Here is a 23327-nt window from a genome sequence, read left to right on the forward strand (position 1 = left end):
GGAGGCCGGGCTCCAGCCGGAGCAACGTCAGTCGAACCACGGATCCAGCCCGTGCAGCGGGAACACTTCCTTACGGGTGGCCATGACGGTGCGGTCCACGGCATCGTTGGGATCGAACCCCACTTCCCAGGACCGCCACCACAGCTCCACGTCATCCCCCATGCGTTCCGGCGCGGCCACAGCGAACTTTTCCTGAACGTACGTCCGCCATTCTTCCGGCACGGCGGTCCGGAGCGGCACGGGCCGCCCGGCAGCGATGGCGATCAGGTGGCTCCAGGATCTCGGAACCACAGCCGTGACGTTATACCCGCCGCCGCCTGTGGCGATCCAGCGGTTCCCGCAATACCGGGAAGCAAGATTCCCGACGGCGGTGGCGGCCTCGCGCTGTCCGTCCACGCTGATGTTCAGGTGCGTGAGGGGGTCCAGCCGGTGCGAGTCACAGCCATGCTGGCTCACGATGACCTCCGGCTCAAACGCGCCCACCAGCTGTGGCACAATCGCGTGGAACGCCCGCAGCCAGCCGGCATCCCCGGTGCCGGCTGGCAGGGCCACGTTGACGGCACTTCCCTGCGCGTTCGGGCCGCCGGTCTCGTTGGCAAACCCTGTTCCGGGGAACAGCGTCAGCCCGCTCTCGTGCAGTGAAATGGTGAGGACCCGCGGATCATCCCAGAAGATGCTTTGCGTCCCGTCGCCGTGGTGGGCGTCGACGTCGATGTAGGCCACCCGCCGCACACCGCCGTCGAGCAGTCTCTGGACGGCGAGCGCGGAATCGTTGTAGATGCAGAAGCCGCTGGCGCGGTCCCTCGAGGCGTGGTGCATTCCGCCGCCGAAGTTCACGGCACGCACTGCGGAACCGTCCAGAATGGCTGCGGCAGCGAGCAGCGAGCCACCGGCCAGCCGGGCGGCGGCCTCGTGCATGCCGGCAAAGGCAGGATCATCCTCGGTGCCCAGCCCCCGCGGCTCCTCCGTCGCCGTTGGGTTTTCGCTGACCCGGCGGACTGCTGCCACGAAATCGGCGCTGTGGACGGTGAGCAGCTCGGCGTCGGATGCTACGTCCGGGACTGCCACGTTGACATGCTCAAGATCCAGGAGCCCCAGGCTGCGCGCAAGGCGTTCTGTGAGCTCCATACGTTCCGGCGCCATCGGGTGCCCCGGGCCGAAATTGTAGGCCAGCATGGCTGTGTCCCACACCACCGTCGTCGGCAGGGCGGGGAGGCTGAGTCCGGGCAGGAAAGTCATCAATGACAGGCTACCTGAGCGTGATGGCCTGCCAGCCCGACCATCACGGGGACTTTAGTGGTTTACTACTCAAGGAAACAGTTTCAACCGAGGAAAAGCCACACATGACGCAAAGCCAGTCGAGGTCCACGAGCCCGGCCAGCTGGCAACCTGCCGGACCGGAGCAGGAAAGCCTGGGGATATTTACCGGTCTGCGCGATTTCATCGACAACTTCGCCAATACCTCCCCCGCACGTCTGGCCCTTGTGGCGTTCGGCGTGGTCATCCTGCTCTTCACCGGCCTGCTGTCCCTGCCGGCTGCTTCTGCCACCGGCGACGTCACCCCGCTGCACCAAGCACTGTTCACGGCTGTTTCTGCCGTGTGCGTCACGGGACTGACAGTTGTATCGACGGCGGTTCACTGGTCCTTTTTCGGCCAGCTGATCATCTTGATCGGCATTTTCGTGGGCGGCTTGGGCACCCTGACGCTGGCCTCGCTGCTGGCGCTGATGGTCAGCAAGAAACTGGGCGTCCGCGGCAAACTGATCGCTCAGGAGGCCATGAACCACGCCGGGCGCCTGGGCGAGGTTGGTACCCTGCTGCGGATCGTCATCACTACGTCCGTCTTCATTGAAGCGGCGTTGGCGCTGGCGCTGATTCCCCGGTTCCTTACACTGGGCGAAGGCTTCTGGCAGTCTGTCTGGCACGGGATTTTCTACGCGATTTCAGCGTTCAACAATGCCGGGTTCACGCCACATTCCGGCGGGATTGTGCCCTACGAGACTGATCTGTGGATCCTCATTCCGCTCATGCTGGGCGTGTTCCTGGGCAGCCTCGGTTTCCCCGTGGTGATGGTGCTGCGGCAGAACGGCCTCAACTGGAAAAAATGGAACCTGCACACGAAGCTGACCATCCAGGTGACGTTCATCCTGCTGACCGCCGGCACCGTGCTGTGGGCGCTGATGGAGTGGGACAACCTGCGGACCATCGGAAGCATGAACGTGAGCGACAAAATCACGCACTCCCTCTTCGCTTCCGTGATGACCCGTTCCGGCGGCTTCAACCTGGTGGACCAGAACCATTTGGAATCCACCACCAAGCTGCTCACCGATGCCCTGATGTTTGCCGGCGGCGGCTCGGCGTCCACGGCCGGCGGCATCAAGGTGACCACCATCGCCGTGATGTTCCTGGCGATCGTCGCTGAAGCGCGCGGTGATGCCGACGTGAAAATCTACGGCCGCACCATCCCGCAGGGCACCATGCGGGTGGCCATCTCGGTCATCGTGGCAGCCGCGACGCTCGTCTCTGTGTGTGCATTCCTGCTCCTGCAAATCAGCGGAGCGTCCCTGGACCGGGTGCTCTTCGAAACGATTTCCGCCTTTGCCACCGTGGGACTCAGCACCAATCTCAGTGCCGAGCTGCCGCCGTCGGGCGTTTATGTCCTGTCCGCCCTGATGTTTGCAGGGCGCGTGGGGACCGTCACCCTCGCCGCTGCGCTGGCATTGCGCCAGCGCAGCCAGCTTTACCACTACCCGGAAGAGAGACCGATCATTGGCTAGTTCCTCAGGCGCGTCCAACCGTCCCGCCCACAACGCTCCTGTCCTGGTGATCGGGCTGGGCCGATTTGGCGCCGCCACTGCCGAGCAGTTGGTCAAGCAGGGCCGCGAGGTGCTGGCCATAGAGCGCGACCGCAATCTGGTGCAGAAATGGGCCGGCGTACTGACCCATGTGGTGGAGGCTGACGCCACCAACATCGATGCCCTCCGCCAGCTGGGAGCGCAGGAATTCAGCTCAGCCGTGGTGGGTGTGGGAACGTCCATCGAGTCGTCGGTGCTGATCACGGTGAACTTGGTGGACCTCGGGATCCAGCACCTCTGGGTCAAGGCCATCACCCCCTCGCACGGCAAGATCCTCACCCGGATCGGGGCCAACCATGTGATCTACCCGGAGGCGGACGCCGGTGTCCGGGCCGCGCACCTGGTGTCCGGGCGCATGCTGGACTTCATCGAGTTCGACGACGACTTCGCGATCGTGAAGATGTACCCGCCGCGTGAAACGGTGGGCTTCACCCTCGACGAATCCAAGGTCCGGTCCAAGTACGGCGTGACGATTGTGGGCGTGAAGTCGCCCGGTGAAGACTTCACCTACGCGCGGCCGGAGACCAAGGTCTCCTCCCGGGACATGCTCATCGTTTCAGGGCATGTGGATCTGCTGGAACGGTTCGCGGCACGCCCGTAGGGATCCTGATATTCCAGCCATTCTGTGATGAAGTGCGGATTCGCGTGGATGTGCGTGGCAACGTAAAGTTCCGGCCCGATCACCGTGAACTTATGCGGAGTGTTGGCCGGCGCCACCAGGATCTGGCCGCCGTGCGCCTCGAGCTGCTCATCGCCGATGGCGAAGAGGGGCCCGGCCGCTGCGGATCACGAATGTCTCTGCGTAGGGATGCCGGTGCAGGCGCGGTCCGGATCCAGGCGTCCACGTGCTTTCGAGGATGACCGAAACACCGGCGCCACCCGGGAGGTTCTCGTCATTGAGGTTCCAGACGTCACCGTCCTGGCGTCCGTCAGGACGTTCAATGAGGTCCGCCATGGCTGCTTCCTCTCGTTCAGCGGGTGTGGTCAGCCGAGCTCCTTGGTGATTTCGGCGGCGCGGTCTGCGGCCGCGCGGGCGCCGGCAGCGATGATCGCCGGAATTCCGCGTTCATTAAAAGTAGCAATGGCGCGTTCCGTGGTTCCGCTGGGGCTGGTCACGGCCTTGCGCAGGGCGGACGGATCGGCTCCCGGCTCGGCAAGCATAAAGCCTGCGCCGGCCACTGTTTCGCGGGCCAGCAGCAGCGACAATTCGGGATCCAGGCCGAGTTCGACGCCGGCGGCCGCCATAGCTTCGGCCAGATAGAAGGTGTAGGCAGGACCCGAGCCGCTGATCGCCGACAGCGCGTCCACCTGCTCTTCCGGGATCTCGACAACGGTGCCGACGGCGGACAGGATGCCCTTGGCCTTCTCCAGCTGATCGGGGGTGCAGTTTGTGCCGGCGGACACGGACACCACACCGCGGCCCAGTTTTGCCGGCGTGTTCGGCATGGTCCGGATAACCGGCTGGCCGGCCGGCAGCGCGGCTTCCAGCTGAGCGATGGAAACGGCCGCGGCCACGCTGACTACAAGAGTGTCAGGAGAGAGCGAACCACTGATTTCGCGTGCGAGATCGGTTATGCCGACCGGCTTGACGCCGAGAATCACGACGGCGGAGCCGGTGGCTGCCTGCTTGTTGTTGTCCGGCTCTTCAGCCCCGGCGATGGCCGTAATGCCGTGGTGACGTTCCGCGAGTTCAACCGCGCGTTCGGCCCGCCTCACGGTTGCAACGATGTCTGCAGGGTTGGTACCCGCCTCCAGCAGGCCGCCCATAATGGCCTCGTTCATTGACCCACAGCCCAAGAATGCGATTCGGTTGCTCATGCCACCATCATTGCAGTTCGGCGTCCGCAGTGCAGTCCGGCCCGATTCACAGCCTGTTCCCATGCTTGCTGCAGCTTCCTCACAAAGTACGGCCGTAACTTTGTTTGTACCTCATTGAGGGTGCGAGTGACGAGGCAAGCATGGGGATGTTTGCCTGGCACCGGTGGTCTGCGGCGGGTTTTCCCCCATTTTCCTGCAGCAGCCCACCGGTGCCTTCGCTGTTTAACCGACGGTTGGTTAACCGAAGGTTTGGGGATTGCCAGCCAACGTTCAGGGAAAACACCCGCAACACTCAAAGCAGGCCAGTAACGTAGTGAATGCCTCACAAGGTGCGAGTGATGATGCCGGTTCTTCGGAACCAGCGCGGCGCCGGACGGTTGCAGGAGTGTTCCCCCAACTCCTTCTGCGAACCGTCCGGCGCTTACTCGTTTAAGCCCCAAATCCCCAACAATGCACGCTGGCCGCGGAATTGCGGCGTGGGACCAGCATGATGCGGCCGGGTTCGCTGGCCTGCTTGCCGATGATTTTACGTTTTCGGATGTATGAGTCCCTGAACCTATGCGCTCGCGGGACCAGGTGAGAGAGTACATGGAGACTTGGTTTACGGCGTTCTCGGACATGCGCTCAAAAACCACGAACCGGGTGGTCAGCGAGGATCAAGCCGCTGCGGAAATCGAATTCACTGGCACCAACACCGGGCCCCTGCTGATGGGGGGCCAAGAGATCCCGGCGACGGGACGGGCAGTTACCGGCACGGGAACTTACTTTGCCTCGGTCAGGAACGGAAAGATCGTCTCCTTCAGAGCCCACTCGGATATCTCGGCAATCATGGGGTAGCTGGGGCTACTCCCCGGGACCTGACCCGGCGCGGCGCACACGGAGGAAGAACAGAAGCCGGAATGCCCGCGCCGCAGTATGCTGACAGCTACACCTCCAGCACACTCACCGGATGGTTCAGGTGCTGGCGCGCAAACCGCAGCGTCTCGGCCAGCCATTGTTCCCGGTCTCCTGCGCCTTTGGCTCGGCGGGTGGAGATCTCGGCGACCACTACGCCGTCGAAGTCGCTGGCTGCAAGATACTGAAGTGCTTCGGCGCAGCGCTGCGTGCCCTGCCCCGGAATCAGATGCTCGTCCTTGCCGGAGCCGGAACCATCCGTGAGGTGGATGTGGCGGAGCTTGCTGCCCAGCGACTTGATCGCTTCAAGACTGTTGGCCCCCGCAGTGGCGGCGTGCGAAAAATCCCAGGTGACGTCGTCGTAGTCCTGTCCCAGGGGGTCCCAGTGCGGAAGGTACGCCAGTGCTTCACGGCCGCGCACACGCCACGGAAACATGTTCTCCACCGCGATGCGCACCTGGTACATGTCAGCAAATTCGCGGACACCAGCGGAAAAATTCTCGGCATAGTTGCTTTGCCAGCGGAACGGCGGATGGACCACCACGGTGTCGCAGCCCACCTCGCGGGCCATCCGGCAGGACATCTCGATCTTGTTCCACGCGGCGCCCCAGACCTGCTGGGTCAGGAGCAGAGTCGGCGCATGAATGGAGACAATCGGCTGGCGGTAGCGGTGGCTAAGCTCCAGCAGGGCGTGCGGGTTCTGGCTTGTGGCGTTGTTGGTAACCATCACCTCCATACCGTCATATCCCAGGTCCTGTGCCACCGCGAAGGCATCGTGCACGCTGAGCGGATACACCGAGGCGCTGGACAGCGCCACCGGAATGCGTCGGCCACTATCCGGCCCGGCTGCTTCGGGGTTAAGTTCGACGCCGGCACCCATCTTCAGCTTGCCGGCCCGCCGGCTGCGGGTGCAAGGGAACTCTGTGCCAGCCCCGCGTGCGGGGCCCCTATGTGCGGTGCGGGGTCCAACGGGCCGTCAAAGACCAGCTGGTCCAGCCTGCGGAGGATCAGGCCTTCACGCAGGGCCCACGGGCAGATTTCCATGCTGGGAAATTCGAACATCTCCAGCGCAGCCTCCGCCACAAGCGCCCCGGCCAGCAGCTGCGGCGCCCTCGCTTCGGAGACGCCGGGAAGATGCAGCCTGTCTTCCACCTGCATGGCGGAGATGCGCTGGGCCCACAAGCCAAGGTCTGTGGCGTGGAGCTCCCGCTTTACATACGGTCCGGCGCCGCTGGGTGCGGCCCCTGCGATGCGGGCCAGGGAGCGGAATGTTTTGGAGGTTCCAGCCACCCGGTTGGCCCGGCCGAGTTTGTCGAAACGGCGCACGGCCGGCTTGAGCGTGGCCCTGATGTAACGGCGCAGTTCCTTGACGCTCTTGGCGGACGGCGGATCCTCGTGCAGCCAGTCGCGGGTCAGGCGGCTTGCGCCCAGAGGAACCGACATGGCCAGTTCGGGAAGCTCATCGGTTCCGAAAGCCATTTCGAACGAGCCTCCGCCGATGTCCAGGTCCAGGATGGGCCCTGCGCCCCAGCCGTACCAGCGCCGGACCGCAAAGAAGGTCATGGACGCCTCCTCGCTGCCGGAGAGCTCCTGCAGCGTCACGGTGGTCTCGTGCTTGACCCGAGCCAGCACGGCCGGCCCGTTGGTCGCTTCGCGGATGGCCGAGGTACAGAACGCCAACAGGTCCTCTGCCTTGTGCAGGGCGGCGAACTCCCACGCCTCCAGGACGAACTCGATCAGCTCATGCTGGCCGGCGTCGTTGATATTGCCGTCACCATCCAGGTACTGCACCAGGGACAGCGGGCGCTTATGCGAGGCAAAAGGCACCGGCCGTGCGCCGGGGTGGGCATCAACCAGGAGGAGGTGGACAGTATTGGATCCGATATCGAGGACGCCTAGACGCATTCTGCCATTATTCACCGATAGCGGGCGGCGGACGCAAACGCATCCGGCACATTTCCTCCCAGTGCGCGAGAGCCAGGGCCGCGAAATCCCTACACGGCGTCGGGAGACTGGGCGGTGGACGGCTCTGCGGCCGAGGCAGCGGATGCCTCGTCAGCGCGTTTGAAGTCGCGCTTGATGTTGGCCACGCCTTCCGGATCGATCTCGAATCCGAAGGCACTGCCTGGATTGATGACCATGCCCAGTTCCTCACCGATGTTGGCGATGATCGCGGCTCCCTGCGTTCCCAGCACATTGGGCGCCGCCGCGAGGTACTGCTCTTCAACGCGGCTGGGGTGCGAGAACACAGCAAGGACCGGCTGGCCCTCGGAGTTCGCCAGAACCAGCGGCTCCACCTGGGAGTCCTTGCTTTCGAGCCCCTCGGTGCTGACGACGTAGACCTCGCTGTTGAGGAAGGACAGGATGACGTCCACGGGGCTCGTGTCCGGGTTTTCGCCTTGCGCGAGCTTCTCTTCAAGGTCGTTCATCGGCTGGATGTCCGTGGGGGCAGGCTTTTCAGTCATGTATCTACTCGACCACGTTGGGGCTGGGGGCGCAACCCGACCCGTCGAGCTCCAGGGCGGCTCGAAGATCCGGCCATGCCAGGTCGAACCTATAGCTGCCCCGACGCGTTTGATGCCGGCAGGGTTCGCCGGCAATACGCGGCCAACTGGGCTCGCTCCCGGCAAACATCCGCAAGGTCAATCCAGAAACTTCCACGGACCGTGACTCCCGTCCGGATCCTCATCAGAGAGCCGGAGCCGAGATGCTCATGGATGCGCCGTTTGCTGAGACCCTGGGCTCGCAACTCTTCCGTCCGCCACATGTTTCCGTCCTCGGGCAACGGAAATGCAGCTGAGGTTGCGGCCAGTGGTGGAAATTCCCGGGCTGCCGGGCTTGGAGGCGCAGAAGCTGCTTCTGGGGATTTGGTCAACCCCTTGTTGTCCATCGCCGCACTCGCGGCTTCGGCCCAGAGTTCTGCGAGCGGATCCGCTCCTTCGTGCCCCCGCGTGTTCCCGTAGCTGTTCATGGCACCAGCTTTGTCGAAGGGCGGAAAGTTCGAAGCAGTCACCTCTGCTATGTGGAAAACCGCAGACGTGGGTGCGGGCCGAACCCTGCGTTCCGGAACGCAGCATTCGGCCCGCACCCACGGTCCTGTCTCGGCTACTTCTTGGCTGCGGCCTTCTTCTTCGCCGGAGCCTTGCGGGCCGTCGTGGTGCGCTTGACCGGTCCCTTGGCCCGCTTCTCCGCGAGAAGTTCGACGGCGCGTTCCCGCGTCAGCTCCTCAAGTGCGGTGGTACGCGGCACGGTGATGTTGGTGATGCCGTCGGTGATGTACGGACCGAAGCGGCCCTCCTTCACCACGATGTTCTTTTCCGACACCGGGTCCGGGCCGAACTCGGCCAGCGGCGGCACGGCGGCACGGGCACCGCGCTGCTTGGGCTGGGAGTAGATCTCCAGCGCATGCTCCAGCGTGACGGTGAAGATTTCCTCTTCCGAGCCGATGGAGCGGGAGTCCGTGCCCTTCTTCAGGTACGGTCCGAACCGGCCATTCTGCACCGTAATGGGGTTGCCTTCGGCATCCGCGCCGAGGACACGGGGCAGGCTCATCAGCTGCAAAGCCTCGTCCAGGGATACGGTGTCAACGGCCATCGAAGCGAACAGCGAGCCCGTGCGGGGCTTGGCCTTGACGGGCTTTTTCGCCGGCTTGGGCTTACCGTTCTTGTAGTACTCCACCGGCTGGTTGGCCAGCTGTTCCTCGGTCATCTCCGGGATGACTTCCGTAACGTACGCGCCGTACCGGCCGTTCTTGGCAACCACGGTGTGCCCGGTGTGCGGATCCGCACCCAGGACGCGTTCTTCCGGGGCGGCTGTTTCCATAAGTTCAATTGCCTTGGCGGCAGTCAGTTCGTCCGGGGCGAGGTCCTCGGGCACGTTGGCACGGGAGGCCTCCACCACCTCGCCCGTCTTCGGATCCACCGTGGGGATGGAGCTTTCCAGATACGGGCCGAACTTGCCCACACGAAGGGTGATGCCGTCCGTAATGGGCACGGAGTTGATTTCCCGGGCATCGATTTCGCCCAGGTTGTTCACGATGCTCAGCAGGCCGGGATCGGAATCCTCGCCGTAGTAGAAGTGCTTGAGCCAGGCGGCCCCCTTGGCCTGGCCGTTGGCGATCTTGTCCAGATCGCCTTCCATGTCCGCCGTGAACTCGTAGTCCACGTAGTCGGTGAAGTGCTGCTCCAGGAGCCGGATCACGGAGAAGGCGATCCAGCTGGGAACCAGTGCCGAACCCTGCTTCCGCACATAGCCGCGGTCCTGGATGGTGGAAATCGTGGAGGCGTACGTGGAGGGGCGCCCGATGCCCTTCTTTTCCAGCTCGGCCGTCAACGAGGCTTCCGTGAAACGCGGCGGCGGGGAAGTGTCATGGCCAACTGCCAGGATGTCGGAGGCGGTGAGGGAATCGTCCTTGGCCACGTTGGGCAGCCGGCGGGCTTCGTCGGAGTCGTCGTCGCCTCGGCTTTCATCCTTGCCTTCTTCGTAGGCGGCCAGGAAGCCGGGGAAGGTGATGACGGTGCCGGAGGCGGAGAACTCGGCGTCCCGGCCATCAGTTGCCACAGCGCCAAGCTTGATGGTGGCTGTGGAGCCTTTCGCATCGCCCATCTGGGAGGCAACAGTGCGCTTCCAGATCAGCTCATACAAACGGAATTCGTCGCCGGAAAGCTGCTTGGCAACCTGGGCGGGCGTACGGAAGGAGTCGCCGGCGGGGCGGATTGCCTCGTGGGCTTCCTGCGCGTTCGCAGCCTTGCTGGTGTAGACACGCGGAGACTGCGGGATGTACTCGGGGCCGTACAGCTCTGAAGCCTGGCGGCGGGCAGCCGTGACGGCCTCGTTGCTCAGCGCGGAGGAGTCCGTACGCATATAGGTGATGTAGCCGTTTTCATACAGTCGCTGGGCAACCTGCATAGTGCTCTTGGAGGAGAACCGCAGCTTTCGCCCGGCTTCCTGCTGCAGCGTGGAGGTGGTGAACGGTGCGGCCGGGCGGCGGGTATACGGCTTGGTGTCAACGGAACGGACGCGGAAATCCGCATCCTGCAGCCCAGCTGCAAGCGACGTGGCGAGTTCCTCGTTAAGGTGCGCCGCGTTGCGGGCGGTCAGGACGCCGTCGTCGTTGAAGTCACGGCCGCTGGCCACCTTGGCGCCGTCCACGGCAGCAAGCTTGGCCTTGAATGAGGCGGAGCCCGCGCCGAACTGTCCGGTCAGGTCCCAGTAGGACGCAGACTTGAACGCCATGCGCTCGCGTTCACGGTCAACCACCATGCGGGTGACCACTGACTGCACACGGCCGGCGGACAGGCCACGGGCAACCTTGCGCCACAGGACGGGAGAAATTTCGTAGCCATAGAGACGGTCCAGGACGCGGCGGGTTTCCTGCGCGTCCACCAGTGCGGAATCGACGTCGCGCAGGTTGTCCATGGCGCGGTGGATGGCTTCCTTGGTGATTTCGCCGAACGTCATCCGGTAGACGGGAACCTTAGGCTTGAGCACTTCCAGCAGGTGCCACGCGATGGCCTCTCCCTCGCGGTCCCCATCGGTTGCGAGGTATAGAGCATCAGCATCTTTGAGCTGCGCCTTGAGTTCGGCAACCTTTTTCTTCTTATCCGGAGACACCACGTAGTACGGCTTGAAGTCGTTCTCAATGTCGACGGCGAACTTGCCCACGGAGGTCTTCTTCAGCTCCGCCGGGAGTTCAGAAGGCTGCGGCAGGTCGCGGATGTGACCGATGGAAGCCTCCACGATGAAGCCTTCGCCCAGGTACTTGGCGATGGTCTTGCTCTTGGCCGGAGACTCTACGATCACGAGTTTCTTGCCTGTTTTGGCCTTGCTTGGCACGGTGCTCCTACAGAAAAAGGTGGCTTGGGCAGATGAGCCCATATTGGCCTAGTTCACCATATATTGCAGAAACATGCGCATTTATGTGGAAAACGCGTGCTGCCCGTCACACCCGCCAGATGCCGGTTACCGGGCGGTAACCATGGATGGCGACCGTGAAGGAAAGATCAGGCCTGGCCTGCATCCGGACCAATGGCTGGGCTCAGGGCCGGGCCCTGCGGTCGTCCGGAATCATGGACCACATGGTGGCCATCCGCTCGGCACCGGCGGGAATCCGGCTGGGGTCTTCCAGCTCGTACTCCCGCAGCAGCCCGAAGACCCGCTCCGTGAGTTCGGCCCGCTGTTCAGGCGTCAGGTAAAGCAGATTGCTGGCCAACACCACCACTGAGGAGGGCTCTGAGGTTTCCCCGCGCCTGCGACGTTCGTCCCGGACCTTGGCGAGAGCGGTGGCGCGCCGGCGGAAGGCGTCAAGCTCCAGATCCAGTACGGCAAATTCAGGGCTGGCCACTCCCCCGCCGGAATTGATGGTGAAATCCGTTCCGGCGGCTTTCCACCGGCGTTCCCTGGCATCGCCGGAGGTCTCGGCGGGAACAACCATCCCCCACTTCTGAAGTGCCCGCAGGTGGTAGCTCATGGCACTCGGCGTCAGTCCGGTCTGCACTGCAAGCTCCGTAGCGGTGCGGCCGAGCTGAGTGGAGTACAGCTCGGAGATGACCTCCAGCCGGGCCGCGTGGGCAAGTGCCCGGATTGCCTTGGGATCGGTGATCTCAACCTTTTTTTCCGGACGTTTCCTCCGCTTGGCGGCTGCCGTGACGGGCTCCGATGCCGGGCGCCCCACAGACGGGCGCTCCGCCGGCTGGGGAGGTGTCACCTGAAGCGCGGCGGACGGGGACTTCGCCGCGGACTCCGCCTTTGAGGTTTCTGCATTCACCGTCTCAGTCTATCCAGAACCGCCCAGCTCTGAAAGAAGTGTTTGACACCTAACCTGCCTCGGTCTCAGCCGGTGACAGGAAGCAGGAAGCCGTCCCGGACCAGGTTGCCCACCTCGGCGAGGACCCCGCTGCGGAAAGCGCCGCCATCGAACCCGTCGCCGCCAAGCAGCTCGCCGCCAAGCAGTCCGCCGCCAAGCAGGGCCTCAAGGGCGCCGATGATCTGCCCGACGGACAGCTCGCCGTCGCACGCTGAGACGAACCCGGCCAGCTCAGTGCTGAGCAGGTTGGTCCGGCGGAGGCCGGCACCCTGGCGAAGCAGGATCACGCCGGGGTGTTCGGCGCCGGGCCGCTGATGGCGTTCCTCGGTGACGTCGTCCGCCACCAGCAGGTGCGTTTCGGCGAGGTTGCTGGCGGCCAGCCAGTCGGCGCGTTGGACGGAGGCACCCAGGTGCGGACCCACCGGCTGTTCGATGGGGTAGGTGATTTCCTCGAAGCGGCGGATGCCCGCGGCCCCATTCACAGACCCGTCCACGGATCCGGGGTCCACGGCACAGACGGCAGCAGGCCTCCGTAGCCAGATCAGGCCGAAGCCGATCGCCTCGACGTTGCGCGCGGCAAAGTCGTCCAGATAGGCGGCGTAGGCGCGGGCGTAGAGGCCGCGGTCCCGGCCTTCGGAGGCGTCCTGCAGCCAGGTTTCAGCGTACTGCTCCGGGCTGACCTGTTCGCGTTGGATGAACCACACATCCGTGTCCGTCCCGGCCCAGCCTTCCGGCCGTCCTTCCCAGCCCGTTCCCGCCGTGATCTCCCAGTTGCCGAGCATCTGGGCTGTTCCGCCCGGCGCCAGGACAGAAGGCAGTGATGCGACCAGGCGGGAGACGATTTCGTCGCCCGCAAGCCCGCCGTCGCGGTAAGTGAACTGCTCCGCAGCGGCCTCGCCTTGACTTCGCGGAGTGATGACGAACGGCGGGTTGGATACCACCAGCTCAAATTCCTCACCGGCCACCGGCTCCAGCAACGATCCCAGGCGCAGGCTGACGCGCTCCTCCAGCCGTGCCGGATCCAAATGCAGGGCCTCCGCATTGAGCAGCAGGTTGAAGCGTGCAAAAGCGAGCGCCCGCGCGGAGATGTCCGTCGCCGTGACGTGCTCCGCGTGGTGCAAGAGGTGGAACGTCTGGATGCCGCAGCCCGTGCCCAGATCAAGGGCTTTGGCCACGTGACGGCGGATGGTGGACTGCACCAGTGTGGTGGACGCCTGCCCGATTCCCAGAACGTGATTGTGCCGCAACACCCCGGCCTGCTGGTGGGCGGCAAGATCGCTGGCCACCCAGAGTTCGGCGCCGCCGCTGCCGGGCTCGTCTTCCTCTGCTGTCCCCTCCCAGCCGTACGGGCGGAGATCGGCCGTTGCTGCCACAATATCGTTGGCGCCCCGTTCCACCAGCCCCAGCGCCACCAGGCCGTTGGTGCGGATGCCCGGGAGTGCGGCGTCGAGCGTTTCCACCGTCTGCTGTACAGCCAAGAGCCAAAGGCGTACGACGGCGGCAAGCGCCACCGTCGTTTGGTCCGCAGCGCGGAGGGCGCCGTGGGCGGCGGCTTCGGTGACGATCAGCGCGGGGATGAGCTGATCGCGATTTAAGGCTGCATGGGCGGATTCGCCGAGAAAGCCCGCGACGCCGTCCACCGTGTAGCCGATGCTCCGCAAGTCCGCTGCGAGTGCAGTCAGCAGCTGGGGCAAATCGCTGCGGGGAGCATCAGGAGTATTGCCGGCGGTGAAAAGCGAGGATTCAGTCACCGGACAAGTCTATTTGCCGGGCGCTGGGTTCCCGGCGGCGGCTCCCGTCCGGTCCCCCTAATACCCTGAGCTTGTATCCAGAGGGATCTACAGGTAGTTCTCGGCATAGATGCGCAAGGCATCGCGCACGAATCCTGCACCGGCCTCACCGCCGTAGTTGGCGCCGAAGCGCGGATCAGCAACGTACATGTCACCGAGTCCGGTGACGTATCCCTTCACGTTGCCGCCGGGTGCCGATGCGGGTGTGCCTGGGATGCCCGTAAGCCACTGAACGTGGCGCTTCGCGAGCTCCTGCGCCTCGATGCTGCCGGCCGGCACACCTGATTCCGCCGCGGCGATCCAGTCGCTTCCGAGCTGCCGCGAGCGCTGCTTCCATGCACTCTTCTCCGCCGCGTCCATTCCGCGCCACCAGGAATCGCCCTTCGTGTAGGCATCCTGTCCCCAGCGTGATTCGACCTCGTCCTTGTAGTGGGTGTGGTCGAAGCCATCGAACATGTTTTCTGCCATGATCCCTGCTTTTCCTTTCATTGCCTTGATGGATTTCTGGACCGACGCGATCTGCCGCAGCAGCCGGTTCTGTTCCTGCCGGAGCCACTCAAGATGACTGCCAAGGGCCTTCTGCGCGTCCGTCTCGTTTTCCAGGACCCGGGCAATCACCGGCAGCCCGAGCCCCAGTTCCCGGAGGAGCAGGATGCGCTGCAACTGCACCAGGGCGGACTGATCGTAGTGGCGGTAGCCGTTGAAGCCGGTGCTGCTGGGTTTGAGCAGGCCGATGTCATCGTAGTGACGCAAAGTCCGGCTTGTGGTGCCTGCGATCTTGGCGACTTCCTGGATTGACCACTCCATGTGCTCCACCTTCCGTGATCCCACAATGCGACTCTAAAGCTTGACGTAGCGTCAAGGTCAAGAGCCAATCCGGGCTGGCGTATCATTGACCCATGCACATGCAGCAGCGATTTATCAGCCCTCGGCCGCTTTCCGGCCCCACGGGCTTCTTGTCGCGCGCATAACTGCAGCTGCCGGGGTCCGTCCGGCGCAGTGGCTGAGGGTGAATTTCCCCTTCCCGCAGCCCAAACCAAAAGGACCCCTGATGAAAAACCACCTCTCCCTCACTGACCTCAACTCCGCCCTGGAGCTCCGTGATCTCTCCGATCCCGCCGCCGGCCGGCATGCCATGCAACTGCTTCTGGCAGACGTGGTGGCCGCGTTGGAACGGCTCTGGGATGTCCCGTCGCGGACCCACCGGGTTAATCCGCTGGTGGCCACCGCCGACAACTACGACCGCCTGGGATATTCGCCCGACGACGTCACCCGGGACTCGCGCTACTCCCGCCATGTGAGCCCCACGGTGATGCTTCGCAGCCACACCTCAGCAGGCATTCCGGCGCTGCTTGACTCACTCCGCGGCGAGCTGGGCTACTACGACCGGCTGCATGTGCTCCCGGGGCTTGTGTACCGGCGGGACGCCATTGACCGCACGCATGTTGGCGCCCCTCACCAGGTGGACCTGTGGCGGATCAAGTCCCGCGGGCTGCTGGGTCCGTCCGGCCTCCACTCCATGATGGCTGCCGTAGTGGAGGCCGTGCTGCCGGCCGCCGAGCATCCGGACGTGCAGTGGCGCGCGACGCCCGCTGTCCACAGCTACACCGCGGCCGGCCAGCAGCTGGATGTGCTGGTCACGATGCGGGACGGCAGCCGGGAGTGGCTGGAGCTGGCCGAGTGCGGGCTGGTGGCAGCACCCGTGCTCCGTGGCTCCGGCCTGGATCCCCGGCGCTGGGCCGGACTCGCGCTGGGCATGGGACTGGACCGGGCGCTGATGCTCCGCAAGGGGATCGCTGATATCCGGCTCCTGCGTTCGGCAAACCCGGAGGTCCAGGCACAGATGCTGGATCTGCTGCCGTACCGGCCTGTTTCCGGGATGCCGGAGGTCAGGCGGGACCTTTCGCTGGTGCTGGCACACCGGAGCGATGCCGATGCCGAGTTGCTGGGCGACCTCGCCCGTGCAGCCCTGGGAAGCGACGCCGATGTCCTTGCGGCACTGGAGATCAAAGCGGTGACGACGACGGCGGAGCTGCCGCCGGCCGCCGTCGAACGTCTCCGCATGGCTCCCGGCAACGTGAACGTCCTGGTGCGGCTGGTGCTGCAGCCGCTGGACCGGACGCTGACTGATACGGAGGCCAACAGGCTGCGCGACAGGGTGTACCTGGCGCTGCACCGGGGGATGGTGCTGGAGCTGATCGCGGGCTAGCTCCGGTGCCGGGCGGTACCGGCCACTGGGCGCGTACGTAACGCCGATCGGCAACGGGTAAATTGGAGGCATGGCTACACCTTCTCCAGTGCTTCGGCGCACCCTTTCGGGGGTGGCTGGCGCCGCCGTCGTCCTACTGGCCGCAACCGCCTGCTCGTCCGCCGCGTCCATCGAAAACACCGACGTCCCGGCATGGAAAGCGACTGCGTTGCCAACCATAAAAGGGGCAGTTTTGGAGGATGCCGGCAAGATCCTCAACCGTGAACCGATCGTCCAGGTGGCGGCGTCCGTCCCGGCAGGGAGCTACACGCTAACCCTGAAATGCGATGGTGGCGGCAAGACGTTCCTGGCCGTGAGCTCGATCGGCAAGGAAATCCAGGAAACGGGCGCCGCGTGCAACGGAAGCCGCGAAACCGTAAAAGTAACTCTGGCGGAGTCGGGGCCCGTGGAGATCAGCGCGACCAGTGTGGACGCCCCGCTTCTTTATGCGTACCGGCTGGTCGCAGCTAAGTAGGATCCGCGTGACGTGCAGTACAGGGGTTGCCGGCAGGCTCGGGGTCATGCCCGAAGAAGCTATGGCTTCGAGGCCGCCACGCGCCTAAAGTCAAAGTATGCCCACCGTGCGCATGGCCAGGGTTCGCGTTCCCCCTTGCCCCTCACCCCGGGTGCCCCAGAAGCGCGGGCCTGCCACCGCCGTCGTACTTTCCGTTGCGCTTGCTGCCGCAGCAGTGCTGACCGGCTGTGAATACTCATACGACGACGGCCGGGCGCCTTTGGCTGATACGGCAGTTTCGTCGGCGGCTCCGTTTACGGACGCGGCGCTGCCCCAGGACCCCCACCAGAACGATCCGGTCACCGGCGCAGATTTGGAGGCCTGGGTGCGACAGGCCCTGCCGGAGACGGAAGGGCAGGCATTCGGTGTCAGCTACGGATCCCTCGGGTCCAACGGGAACCGGACCGAAACCACCGGGCAGCTCCCCAGCGGAAACTACGCGCTGACCCTCACGTGCCGGAGCCAGCAGCGGGTGAACTTCACTGTGAGCGACAATGACGTTGCCTTGATTGACCTGAGCATCAGGTGCGGCACCGCACGGGTGAATGTGGTCCATGTGTCCGCGGATGCTCTGCTGAGTGTCCGGCTGGATTCCCAGTCGGCCGCGAACTATGCGTACCGCATCAGCAGGATCTGAGCCTCTGGTGCCAGGGTCGTCCAAGCCCCGATCAGGCGGCTCTTTCAGGCGGCGCAGCCGTCCGGGCAGCGGAGTGTTTCGGGGCTGGAGGCGCAAACGGTGCAGTACAGGGTGAGTGTGCGGCAGCTGAGGTTGGAGCAGTTCTCGAACTTGCTGGTGGGTGCCGAGCAGCGGACGCAATCGCCGATGGTCTTTACATCCTCGCTGAACTCGACGTGCATCCGCTTGTCGAAGACGTAGAGCGAGCCTTCCCAGAGGCCCTGGTCCTTATACTCTTCGCCGTAGCGGACAATGCCGCCGTCGAGCTGGTACACCTCTTTGAAGCCGCGGTTCACCATCAGACTGGAGAGCACCTCGCAGCGGATGCCACCGGTGCAGTAGGTCACGATCGGCTTGTCTTTGAGGGCGTCGTACTTGCCGGAGTCGAGTTCCTTGATGAAATCGTGGGTGGTGGCGACATCCGGGACAATGGCACCCTTGAATTTGCCGATCTGGGCTTCGAAGGCATTGCGCCCATCGAAGAACACCACGTCCTCGCCGCTCTGCTTCTTGGTGTCCACCAGTTTGTGGAGCTCTTCCGGCTGCAGGTGCGTTCCGCCCCCCACCACACCGTTGACGTCCACCTTCAGCTCGCCGGGGGCGCCGAAGGAGACGATCTCATCGCGGACCTTGACGCTCAGCCGGGGGAAGTCCTCGGCGCCGCCGTCAGACCATTTCACGTCTATGCCGTGGAAACCCTTGTACTCGCGGGTGGTCTTGACGTACTGCTTCATGGCGTTGAGCTCCCCGCCCACCGTGGCGTTGATGCCGTCCTTGGAGATGAGGATGCGCCCGGTCAGCCCCAGCTTCTCGCACAGGGCACGCTGCCATAGGCGGACCGCGTCCGGGTCCGCGATAGGGGTAAAGCCGTAAAAGAGCACAATTCGGTTCAAAGCCACGTATTTAAGGGTACTTGCTGCGCTGAAACGGGCGGAATCACGCTTCAGGCGGCATCCACCTGGCTCCTGCAGTGCGCCGCCGTCCGTCGTGTGCACCGGCGCACCGCAGGCGTGGCTTCAGCCTTGCGCGGTCACAATCGCATAAGCAAGCCCGGCAACCGCACCCTACCCCTGTTGCTTGTGGCGGGGCTGGAATAGTCTCATCACATGACCCCGGACGCCATGGTTGAAGACATCACTCACTTGCTGGAAGTCTGGGTAGCCGGCTGGGCCGGTTGCCGAGGCTACGAGACCCGCACGGAGGGCCGCTTCCCTGCTGCGCTGCGGGCGGACACCACCCATGACTGGGAGTATTTTGCCCATGACCCGTCGGATTCCGAGTTCGCTGAGCTGGCTGCCAAAACGGCCGAGGCGCCGGCGAGGATCCTGACCATCCTGAGCAACGATGCCGCCCGATTCACGTTCCTGGCCAGGAAACACGGGCTGAACGTGACGTCGGCGTCCCAGACCATGATGATCGTGGACATGGAAACCCAGGATGCGGAGGACCCCTGGCTATCCGCCGACGATCTCTCGCTCGCCACCTCGGAGTCCAACGGTGTCCACCATGCCGTGGTCCATTCAGATGAGACCGTGGCGGCCAGCGGGCGCGTTTTTGTAGTGGGTCACACCGCAGTTTTCGACAAAATCGTCACTGAGCCCGGTTTTCAACGGCGCGGGCTTGGCAGTTTCATCATGAAGGCATTGGCCGCTCAGGCGTTCGAGCACGATGTAGAAAACGGACTCCTGCTGGCTTCGCTGGACGGGCAGAAGCTTTACTCGCACCTAGGCTGGAAGACGCTGTCCCACGTACTCATGCTGTCCGCCTCAGACGAGGGCTCCGACCTTTCAGTCGGCTGATTTCCCCGCGAAAACTGCGGCCGGTGCCGGCAGCGGTGATTTTTGCCCGGGTGACAGAATGTTCAGGTGAACCCACATGACTCGCTGATTCCGTTACTGGGCCGCGGCCCTGACCCGGAGCAGCTCCGTCATGTGCGCACCATCCCCGCCAGGCAGGCCGTCCACGAACCGTGGCCGGCGTGGGCCCACCCGGATGTTGTGACCGCTTACGGTTCGCTCGGCATCCACGAGCCATACCGCCACCAGATCCAGGCTGCCAACCTCGCCCGCGCCGGCAAGCACGTGGTAATCGCCACCGGCACAGCTTCCGGCAAGTCGCTGGCGTATCAGCTTCCCGCACTGGACGCGATCCACCGCTCGGAGCTCAAGGTGCTGTCCGAGCCGGGAAAGATCCACGACGACGGCGCCGTGACCCTTTACCTCTCGCCCACCAAAGCACTCGCCGCCGATCAGTTGGCTGCCATCCGCGCACTGAAGCTCCCCACCGTGCGGGCAGAAACGTACGACGGCGACACGGACCCCGCGTCGCGGCGATGGATCCGGGACCATGCCAACTTCATTCTCGCCAACCCGGATATGCTGCACTTCGGCATCCTGCCCAACCATGGCTGGTGGGCAGGATTTTTCCGCAGGCTGAGGTATGTGGTTGTGGATGAGGCTCACAGTTACCGCGGCGTATTCGGCTCCCACGTGGCCAACCTGATGCGAAGGCTGCGTCGGATTTGCGCCTATTATGGTGCCGGCGCCTCCCACCCCGGACCTGTGTTCATTGCCGCCTCCGCTACGGCCTCCGAGCCGGACAGTTCCTTCGGTCGTTTGATCGGGGCCCCCGTGCTCGCCGTTTCCGAGGATTCCTCACCGCATGGGTCCACCACGGTGGCTTTCTGGGAGCCTGCCCTGACTGAGCTCCGAGGAGAGAACGGCGCGAAGGAACGCAGAACGGCGGTGGCCGAGACCGCGGATCTGCTGGCCAACCTGGTTTCTTCCCGGATCCGGACCATCGCGTTTATCAAGTCCCGGCGCGGGGCCGAAACCATCGCGTCCATCGCCAAACGCCTCCTGGACGAGGTGGACCCCAGCCTGCCGCAACGCGTGGCTGCGTACCGTTCCGGTTACCTGCCTGAAGAGCGCAGGGCATTGGAACGTGCGCTGAGATCCGGCGAACTGCTGGGCGTTTCCAGCACGTCGGCGCTTGAACTGGGCATCGATATCTCCGGCCTCGATGCTGTGCTGGTGGCCGGCTGGCCGGGTACGCGGGCTTCGCTATTCCAGCAGATCGGCAGGGCGGGCCGGGCGGGCCAAGATGCCATCGCCGCGTTCGTCGCCAGCGACGATCCGCTGGACACCTACCTGGTAAACCACCCCGAGGCCATATTCGATGTCTCCGTCGAGGCCACGGTGTTTGATCCCTCCAATCCCTATGTGCTGGGCCCGCATTTGTGTGCCGCCGCCGCCGAGCTCCCGCTGGGCGTAGCCGAACTTGGGTTGTTTGGCGATACTGCAGAAAAATTGCTGAACCAACTGGTGACCCAGGGATACCTGCGCCGGCGACCGGCAGGCTGGTTCTGGACCCACCCGCAGAGCGCAGCAGCCATGGTGAATCTGAGGGCCGACGGCGGCGGGCCAGTGCGCATCGTTGATGCGGATACCGGCTCACTGCTGGGCACCATGGACTCCCCGCAGACCCATTACCAGGCTCATACCGGCGCCGTCTATGTGCATCAGGGGGACAGTTATGTGGTGGTGGATCTGAACGAGGACGACCACTGCGTGATGGTGCGCCGTGCCAATCCGGACTATTACACGACGGCCCGGGACGTGACCCAGATCGAGGTGCTGGAAACCCAGCGGACGGCCCAGTGGGGCGATGTTGCGGTGCATTTCGGCGATGTGAAAGTCACGACACAAGTCGTCTCCTTCCAACGGAAGGCCCTGATCTCGAATGAGATCCTCGGCGAAGAACCCCTCCAGCTTGGCGCCAGGGATCTGTTCACAAAGGCGGTCTGGTTTGTGATGGACAACCGCTCGCTGACCGGCGCAGGACTGATCGAGGCCCAGTTCCCGGGCGCCCTGCATGCCGCCGAACACGCCGCCATCGGGCTCCTTCCCCTGGTAGCGTCAAGTGACCGCTGGGACATTGGCGGAGTGTCCACCGCCATCCACGCCGACACCGGGGTGCCCACCATCTTTGTCTATGACGGACACCCCGGAGGAGCCGGTTTTGCCGAGCGCGGCTTCGACAAGGCCCGGGTCTGGCTGACCGCAACCCGCGATGCCATCGAGGCCTGCGAGTGCGAATCCGGCTGCCCGTCCTGCGTGCAGTCCCCCAAATGCGGAAATAAGAACAACCCACTGGACAAGGCAGCCGCAATCACATTGATCGATGTCCTGCTGAAGGATGCCCGCGAAGGGCCGGAAACGGGTCACCCCGATTAGCCAGGACGCCACCGCGCCCTGCCACCGCTCTGCGGCTTGGGGCGGTTCCTCTCCCGCCTCCGGCCATCGCCATCGCCCCCGCCATCGCCATCGCCGGGCAAAATCTAAGCCGGCGGACCGGCCCTGGCACGTCCTGTCGCAGTGCCAACAACCATCCGGGTGGTCATCTCCGTTCGGATCTCCACGGTGTGGCCCGGTCCTTCCTCGCAACTGAGTAGTCTGGCAGCGTGCCGGGCTGCCACTTCGCCGGCGACGACGCACGGCTCTCCGGTTGTGACACCGCGTAGGGCATCTGCAGCGGCTAAGGCAGCCAGGTCCGCCGCTGCAGCCGCCCGTGACGCCATTACTGCGGACTGGGCCAGCAAAAGCAACAGCGCCATGGCAATCATCACCACCATGGCCAGTCCCGCCGCAAGTACCGTCCCGGAACCGCGTTCCGGATGACTGACCGGCGCCTTCCTCATGCGACGGCCGTTTGAGCCGGGCTGACGGGTCCCAAACTGAGGACCCCGACGCCACCGGTCTTCGCTCTGCCGGACCCTGCTCTGCCGAACGGTGAGCCGCCGAGCACCGCGGCCGTCGCGCCACCCACAACAGCCAAGGCCGGTACTGGCATGGACGGTGATTTGGCCGCGGCTGTCCCCGTTTCACCTCTCGCGGCTGCCCGGGCGCTCAGAGTCAACGGCACCGTGGAACCGAATGGTCCGCCCACCCGGTCCGAGACCGTCACACTGAGCCATTCCCCGTCGGCCACCACGGACGCGGTCGCAGAAGCCCCGGCGAGCGTCCGGACAATCCCGTCCACGGCCCCGGCGCTTTCGCCTCGCGCCAGTGCCCGCGCTCCCGCTCTGGCGGCTTCTTCCAACCGCAATTGCGTTACTCCTGCAGCTGATCCTGTCAGCAGTAGGGCAAGAAGGAGCAGTACCGCCGGAAGCACCACTGCAAACTCTGCAGTCACGGCGCCGGCGCACCGAGCATGGTTGCAGGGGTTGCGGTAGCTGACGCGGTTACAGGGATTGCCCCTGGTGCCGCGGGTGCCGGAAGAAGCCGCTTGGCCGGTGACGGCCGGGAGCACATCAGCCTTGGAGCCAGAATGTCCACTGCCCTTCCCTATGCCACAGACACCCTCCGGGAGCTGCGCCGGGGTCACGGCAAAGCCAAGGCCGTACGGATCAGGTTCATCAGGAAGCCACGCACTTCGTCGCTCCTCAGAATGAATACCAGCAGCCCGGCGAACCCCACGGCGGCAAGGGTCGCGATGGCATATTCTGCGGTCGCCATTCCGGATTCAGAGCCCATGAGGCCCGTACGCTTGCGGCCTCCGACCCGCGTCCTCTGGCTGGCTCCCGGGTAGATCTCAGAAACTTCGGCGCCGCCGTGCTCATGCCGGCCCACCTGCGCCGTGATCATTGTTCCGGGGCTCCCCGTTCCGGAACCCCCGATTCCTGTGCCCTTGATGCTGGCACGGGGCTTGTTTGAAGTGATTGACATG

At 64.5% G+C, this 23327-nt stretch carries 22 protein-coding genes; 8 read left to right on the top strand and 14 right to left on the bottom strand.

Annotated features, from left to right (window positions below; translation table 11 throughout):
• Positions 1–27: 27 nt before the first annotated feature.
• Entirely contained in the window at positions 28–1239 is a 1212-nt protein-coding gene (locus tag ACQCST_RS16910; RefSeq protein WP_426996876.1) for an acetoin utilization protein AcuC, read from the bottom strand.
• Between the two features lie 104 nt (positions 1240–1343).
• Here ACQCST_RS16910 and ACQCST_RS16915 point away from each other — a divergent pair, with 104 nt between their 5' ends.
• A complete protein-coding gene (locus tag ACQCST_RS16915) occupies positions 1344–2777 on the top strand; it encodes a TrkH family potassium uptake protein (protein WP_426996877.1) in 1434 nt (477 codons plus the stop codon).
• On the top strand, positions 2770–3456 hold the full coding sequence (locus ACQCST_RS16920) for a potassium channel family protein (RefSeq protein ID WP_426996878.1): 687 nt from the start codon (positions 2770–2772) through the stop codon (positions 3454–3456). The genes ACQCST_RS16915 and ACQCST_RS16920 overlap by 8 nt, the downstream gene beginning before the upstream one ends.
• A gap of 147 nt (positions 3457–3603) precedes the next feature.
• On the opposite strand, the gene ACQCST_RS16925 is transcribed toward ACQCST_RS16920, so the two are convergent.
• The gene (locus ACQCST_RS16925) at positions 3604–3810 is read right to left on the bottom strand and encodes a hypothetical protein (RefSeq protein ID WP_426996879.1); all 207 of its coding nucleotides are present in this window, start codon (positions 3808–3810) and stop codon (positions 3604–3606) included.
• A gap of 29 nt (positions 3811–3839) precedes the next feature.
• Positions 3840–4673 (bottom strand): pyrroline-5-carboxylate reductase, encoded by an 834-nt coding sequence (gene proC / locus ACQCST_RS16930; RefSeq protein WP_426996880.1) that lies wholly within the window; start codon positions 4671–4673, stop codon positions 3840–3842.
• A gap of 558 nt (positions 4674–5231) precedes the next feature.
• Between proC and ACQCST_RS16935 the strand changes: the two genes are divergently transcribed.
• Positions 5232–5510 (top strand): ester cyclase, encoded by a 279-nt coding sequence (locus ACQCST_RS16935; protein ID WP_426996881.1) that lies wholly within the window; start codon positions 5232–5234, stop codon positions 5508–5510.
• 88 nt (positions 5511–5598) lie between these two features.
• Here ACQCST_RS16935 and ACQCST_RS16940 read toward each other — a convergent pair whose 3' ends face one another.
• From ACQCST_RS16940 to ACQCST_RS16970, 7 genes are all read right to left on the bottom strand, one after another.
• Complete coding sequence (locus ACQCST_RS16940; protein ID WP_426996882.1) at positions 5599–6447, bottom strand: sugar phosphate isomerase/epimerase family protein; 849 nt, start codon at positions 6445–6447, stop codon at positions 5599–5601.
• Positions 6448–6449: 2 nt separating this feature from the next.
• On the bottom strand, positions 6450–7472 hold the full coding sequence (locus ACQCST_RS16945; RefSeq protein ID WP_426996883.1) for a Ppx/GppA phosphatase family protein: 1023 nt from the start codon (positions 7470–7472) through the stop codon (positions 6450–6452).
• An 89-nt stretch (positions 7473–7561) separates the two neighbouring features.
• Positions 7562–8032 carry an SseB family protein gene (locus ACQCST_RS16950; protein WP_426996884.1) on the bottom strand — a complete coding sequence of 157 codons (471 nt, stop codon included), beginning with the start codon at positions 8030–8032 and terminating at the stop codon, positions 7562–7564.
• Between the two features lie 640 nt (positions 8033–8672).
• Positions 8673–11402 carry a type I DNA topoisomerase gene (topA, locus tag ACQCST_RS16955; RefSeq protein ID WP_426996885.1) on the bottom strand — a complete coding sequence of 910 codons (2730 nt, stop codon included), beginning with the start codon at positions 11400–11402 and terminating at the stop codon, positions 8673–8675.
• A gap of 202 nt (positions 11403–11604) precedes the next feature.
• Complete coding sequence (locus ACQCST_RS16960; protein WP_426996886.1) at positions 11605–12333, bottom strand: ArsR/SmtB family transcription factor; 729 nt, start codon at positions 12331–12333, stop codon at positions 11605–11607.
• Between the two features lie 65 nt (positions 12334–12398).
• On the bottom strand, positions 12399–14123 hold the full coding sequence (locus tag ACQCST_RS16965; RefSeq protein ID WP_426996887.1) for a DUF7059 domain-containing protein: 1725 nt from the start codon (positions 14121–14123) through the stop codon (positions 12399–12401).
• An 87-nt stretch (positions 14124–14210) separates the two neighbouring features.
• Positions 14211–14969 (bottom strand): MerR family transcriptional regulator, encoded by a 759-nt coding sequence (locus tag ACQCST_RS16970; protein ID WP_426996888.1) that lies wholly within the window; start codon positions 14967–14969, stop codon positions 14211–14213.
• 244 nt (positions 14970–15213) lie between these two features.
• On the opposite strand from ACQCST_RS16970, the gene ACQCST_RS16975 reads away from it, so the two are divergent.
• The 3 genes from ACQCST_RS16975 to ACQCST_RS16985 all read left to right on the top strand — a co-directional run bounded on the left by ACQCST_RS16975 (position 15214) and on the right by ACQCST_RS16985 (position 17561).
• Positions 15214–16371 (top strand): hypothetical protein, encoded by a 1158-nt coding sequence (locus tag ACQCST_RS16975; RefSeq protein ID WP_426996889.1) that lies wholly within the window; start codon positions 15214–15216, stop codon positions 16369–16371.
• 70 nt (positions 16372–16441) lie between these two features.
• Entirely contained in the window at positions 16442–16885 is a 444-nt protein-coding gene (locus ACQCST_RS16980) for a hypothetical protein (RefSeq protein ID WP_426996890.1), read from the top strand.
• A 97-nt stretch (positions 16886–16982) separates the two neighbouring features.
• Positions 16983–17561 (top strand): hypothetical protein, encoded by a 579-nt coding sequence (locus ACQCST_RS16985; protein WP_426996891.1) that lies wholly within the window; start codon positions 16983–16985, stop codon positions 17559–17561.
• 44 nt (positions 17562–17605) lie between these two features.
• On the opposite strand, the gene ACQCST_RS16990 is transcribed toward ACQCST_RS16985, so the two are convergent.
• Positions 17606–18499, bottom strand: a complete 894-nt coding sequence (locus ACQCST_RS16990) for a rhodanese-related sulfurtransferase (protein WP_426996892.1) — start codon at positions 18497–18499, stop codon at positions 17606–17608.
• A 207-nt stretch (positions 18500–18706) separates the two neighbouring features.
• On the opposite strand from ACQCST_RS16990, the gene ACQCST_RS16995 reads away from it, so the two are divergent.
• Both ACQCST_RS16995 and ACQCST_RS17000 read left to right on the top strand, forming a co-directional pair.
• The gene (locus tag ACQCST_RS16995; protein ID WP_426996893.1) at positions 18707–19399 is read left to right on the top strand and encodes a GNAT family N-acetyltransferase; all 693 of its coding nucleotides are present in this window, start codon (positions 18707–18709) and stop codon (positions 19397–19399) included.
• A gap of 66 nt (positions 19400–19465) precedes the next feature.
• Positions 19466–21835 (top strand): DEAD/DEAH box helicase, encoded by a 2370-nt coding sequence (locus ACQCST_RS17000; RefSeq protein ID WP_426996894.1) that lies wholly within the window; start codon positions 19466–19468, stop codon positions 21833–21835.
• 104 nt (positions 21836–21939) lie between these two features.
• On the opposite strand, the gene ACQCST_RS17005 is transcribed toward ACQCST_RS17000, so the two are convergent.
• From ACQCST_RS17005 to ACQCST_RS17015, 3 genes are all read right to left on the bottom strand, one after another.
• On the bottom strand, positions 21940–22299 hold the full coding sequence (locus ACQCST_RS17005; protein ID WP_426996895.1) for an Rv3654c family TadE-like protein: 360 nt from the start codon (positions 22297–22299) through the stop codon (positions 21940–21942).
• Positions 22296–22793 (bottom strand): TadE family type IV pilus minor pilin, encoded by a 498-nt coding sequence (locus ACQCST_RS17010; protein WP_426996896.1) that lies wholly within the window; start codon positions 22791–22793, stop codon positions 22296–22298. Before ACQCST_RS17010 ends, ACQCST_RS17005 begins: the two co-directional genes overlap by 4 nt.
• Before the next feature lie 188 nt (positions 22794–22981).
• Positions 22982–23326, bottom strand: coding sequence for a DUF4244 domain-containing protein (locus ACQCST_RS17015; RefSeq protein WP_426996897.1), 345 nt, complete (start codon positions 23324–23326; stop codon positions 22982–22984).
• Position 23327: the final 1 nt, after the last annotated feature.

This window comes from Pseudarthrobacter sp. N5 (assembly GCF_050157035.1).
Classification (GTDB): Bacteria; Actinomycetota; Actinomycetes; order Actinomycetales; family Micrococcaceae; genus Arthrobacter.

Excerpts from the sequence above, each read along its gene's own strand:
- ACQCST_RS16910 (WP_426996876.1), bottom strand. The coding sequence starts at position 1,239 with ATGACTTTCCTGCCCGGACTCAGCCTCCCCGCCCTGCCGACGACGGTG.
- ACQCST_RS16915 (WP_426996877.1), top strand. The coding sequence starts at position 1,344 with ATGACGCAAAGCCAGTCGAGGTCCACGAGCCCGGCCAGCTGGCAACCT.
- ACQCST_RS16925 (WP_426996879.1), bottom strand. The coding sequence starts at position 3,810 with ATGGCGGACCTCATTGAACGTCCTGACGGACGCCAGGACGGTGACGTC.
- proC (WP_426996880.1), bottom strand. The coding sequence starts at position 4,673 with ATGAGCAACCGAATCGCATTCTTGGGCTGTGGGTCAATGAACGAGGCC.
- ACQCST_RS16935 (WP_426996881.1), top strand. The coding sequence starts at position 5,232 with ATGCGCTCGCGGGACCAGGTGAGAGAGTACATGGAGACTTGGTTTACG.
- ACQCST_RS16940 (WP_426996882.1), bottom strand. The coding sequence starts at position 6,447 with ATGGGTGCCGGCGTCGAACTTAACCCCGAAGCAGCCGGGCCGGATAGT.
- ACQCST_RS16945 (WP_426996883.1), bottom strand. The coding sequence starts at position 7,472 with ATGCGTCTAGGCGTCCTCGATATCGGATCCAATACTGTCCACCTCCTC.
- ACQCST_RS16950 (WP_426996884.1), bottom strand. The coding sequence starts at position 8,032 with ATGACTGAAAAGCCTGCCCCCACGGACATCCAGCCGATGAACGACCTT.
- ACQCST_RS16970 (WP_426996888.1), bottom strand. The coding sequence starts at position 14,969 with ATGGAGTGGTCAATCCAGGAAGTCGCCAAGATCGCAGGCACCACAAGC.
- ACQCST_RS16975 (WP_426996889.1), top strand. The coding sequence starts at position 15,214 with ATGAAAAACCACCTCTCCCTCACTGACCTCAACTCCGCCCTGGAGCTC.
- ACQCST_RS16980 (WP_426996890.1), top strand. The coding sequence starts at position 16,442 with ATGGCTACACCTTCTCCAGTGCTTCGGCGCACCCTTTCGGGGGTGGCT.
- ACQCST_RS16985 (WP_426996891.1), top strand. The coding sequence starts at position 16,983 with ATGCCCACCGTGCGCATGGCCAGGGTTCGCGTTCCCCCTTGCCCCTCA.
- ACQCST_RS16995 (WP_426996893.1), top strand. The coding sequence starts at position 18,707 with ATGACCCCGGACGCCATGGTTGAAGACATCACTCACTTGCTGGAAGTC.
- ACQCST_RS17005 (WP_426996895.1), bottom strand. The coding sequence starts at position 22,299 with ATGAGGAAGGCGCCGGTCAGTCATCCGGAACGCGGTTCCGGGACGGTA.
- ACQCST_RS17015 (WP_426996897.1), bottom strand. The coding sequence starts at position 23,326 with ATGTCAATCACTTCAAACAAGCCCCGTGCCAGCATCAAGGGCACAGGA.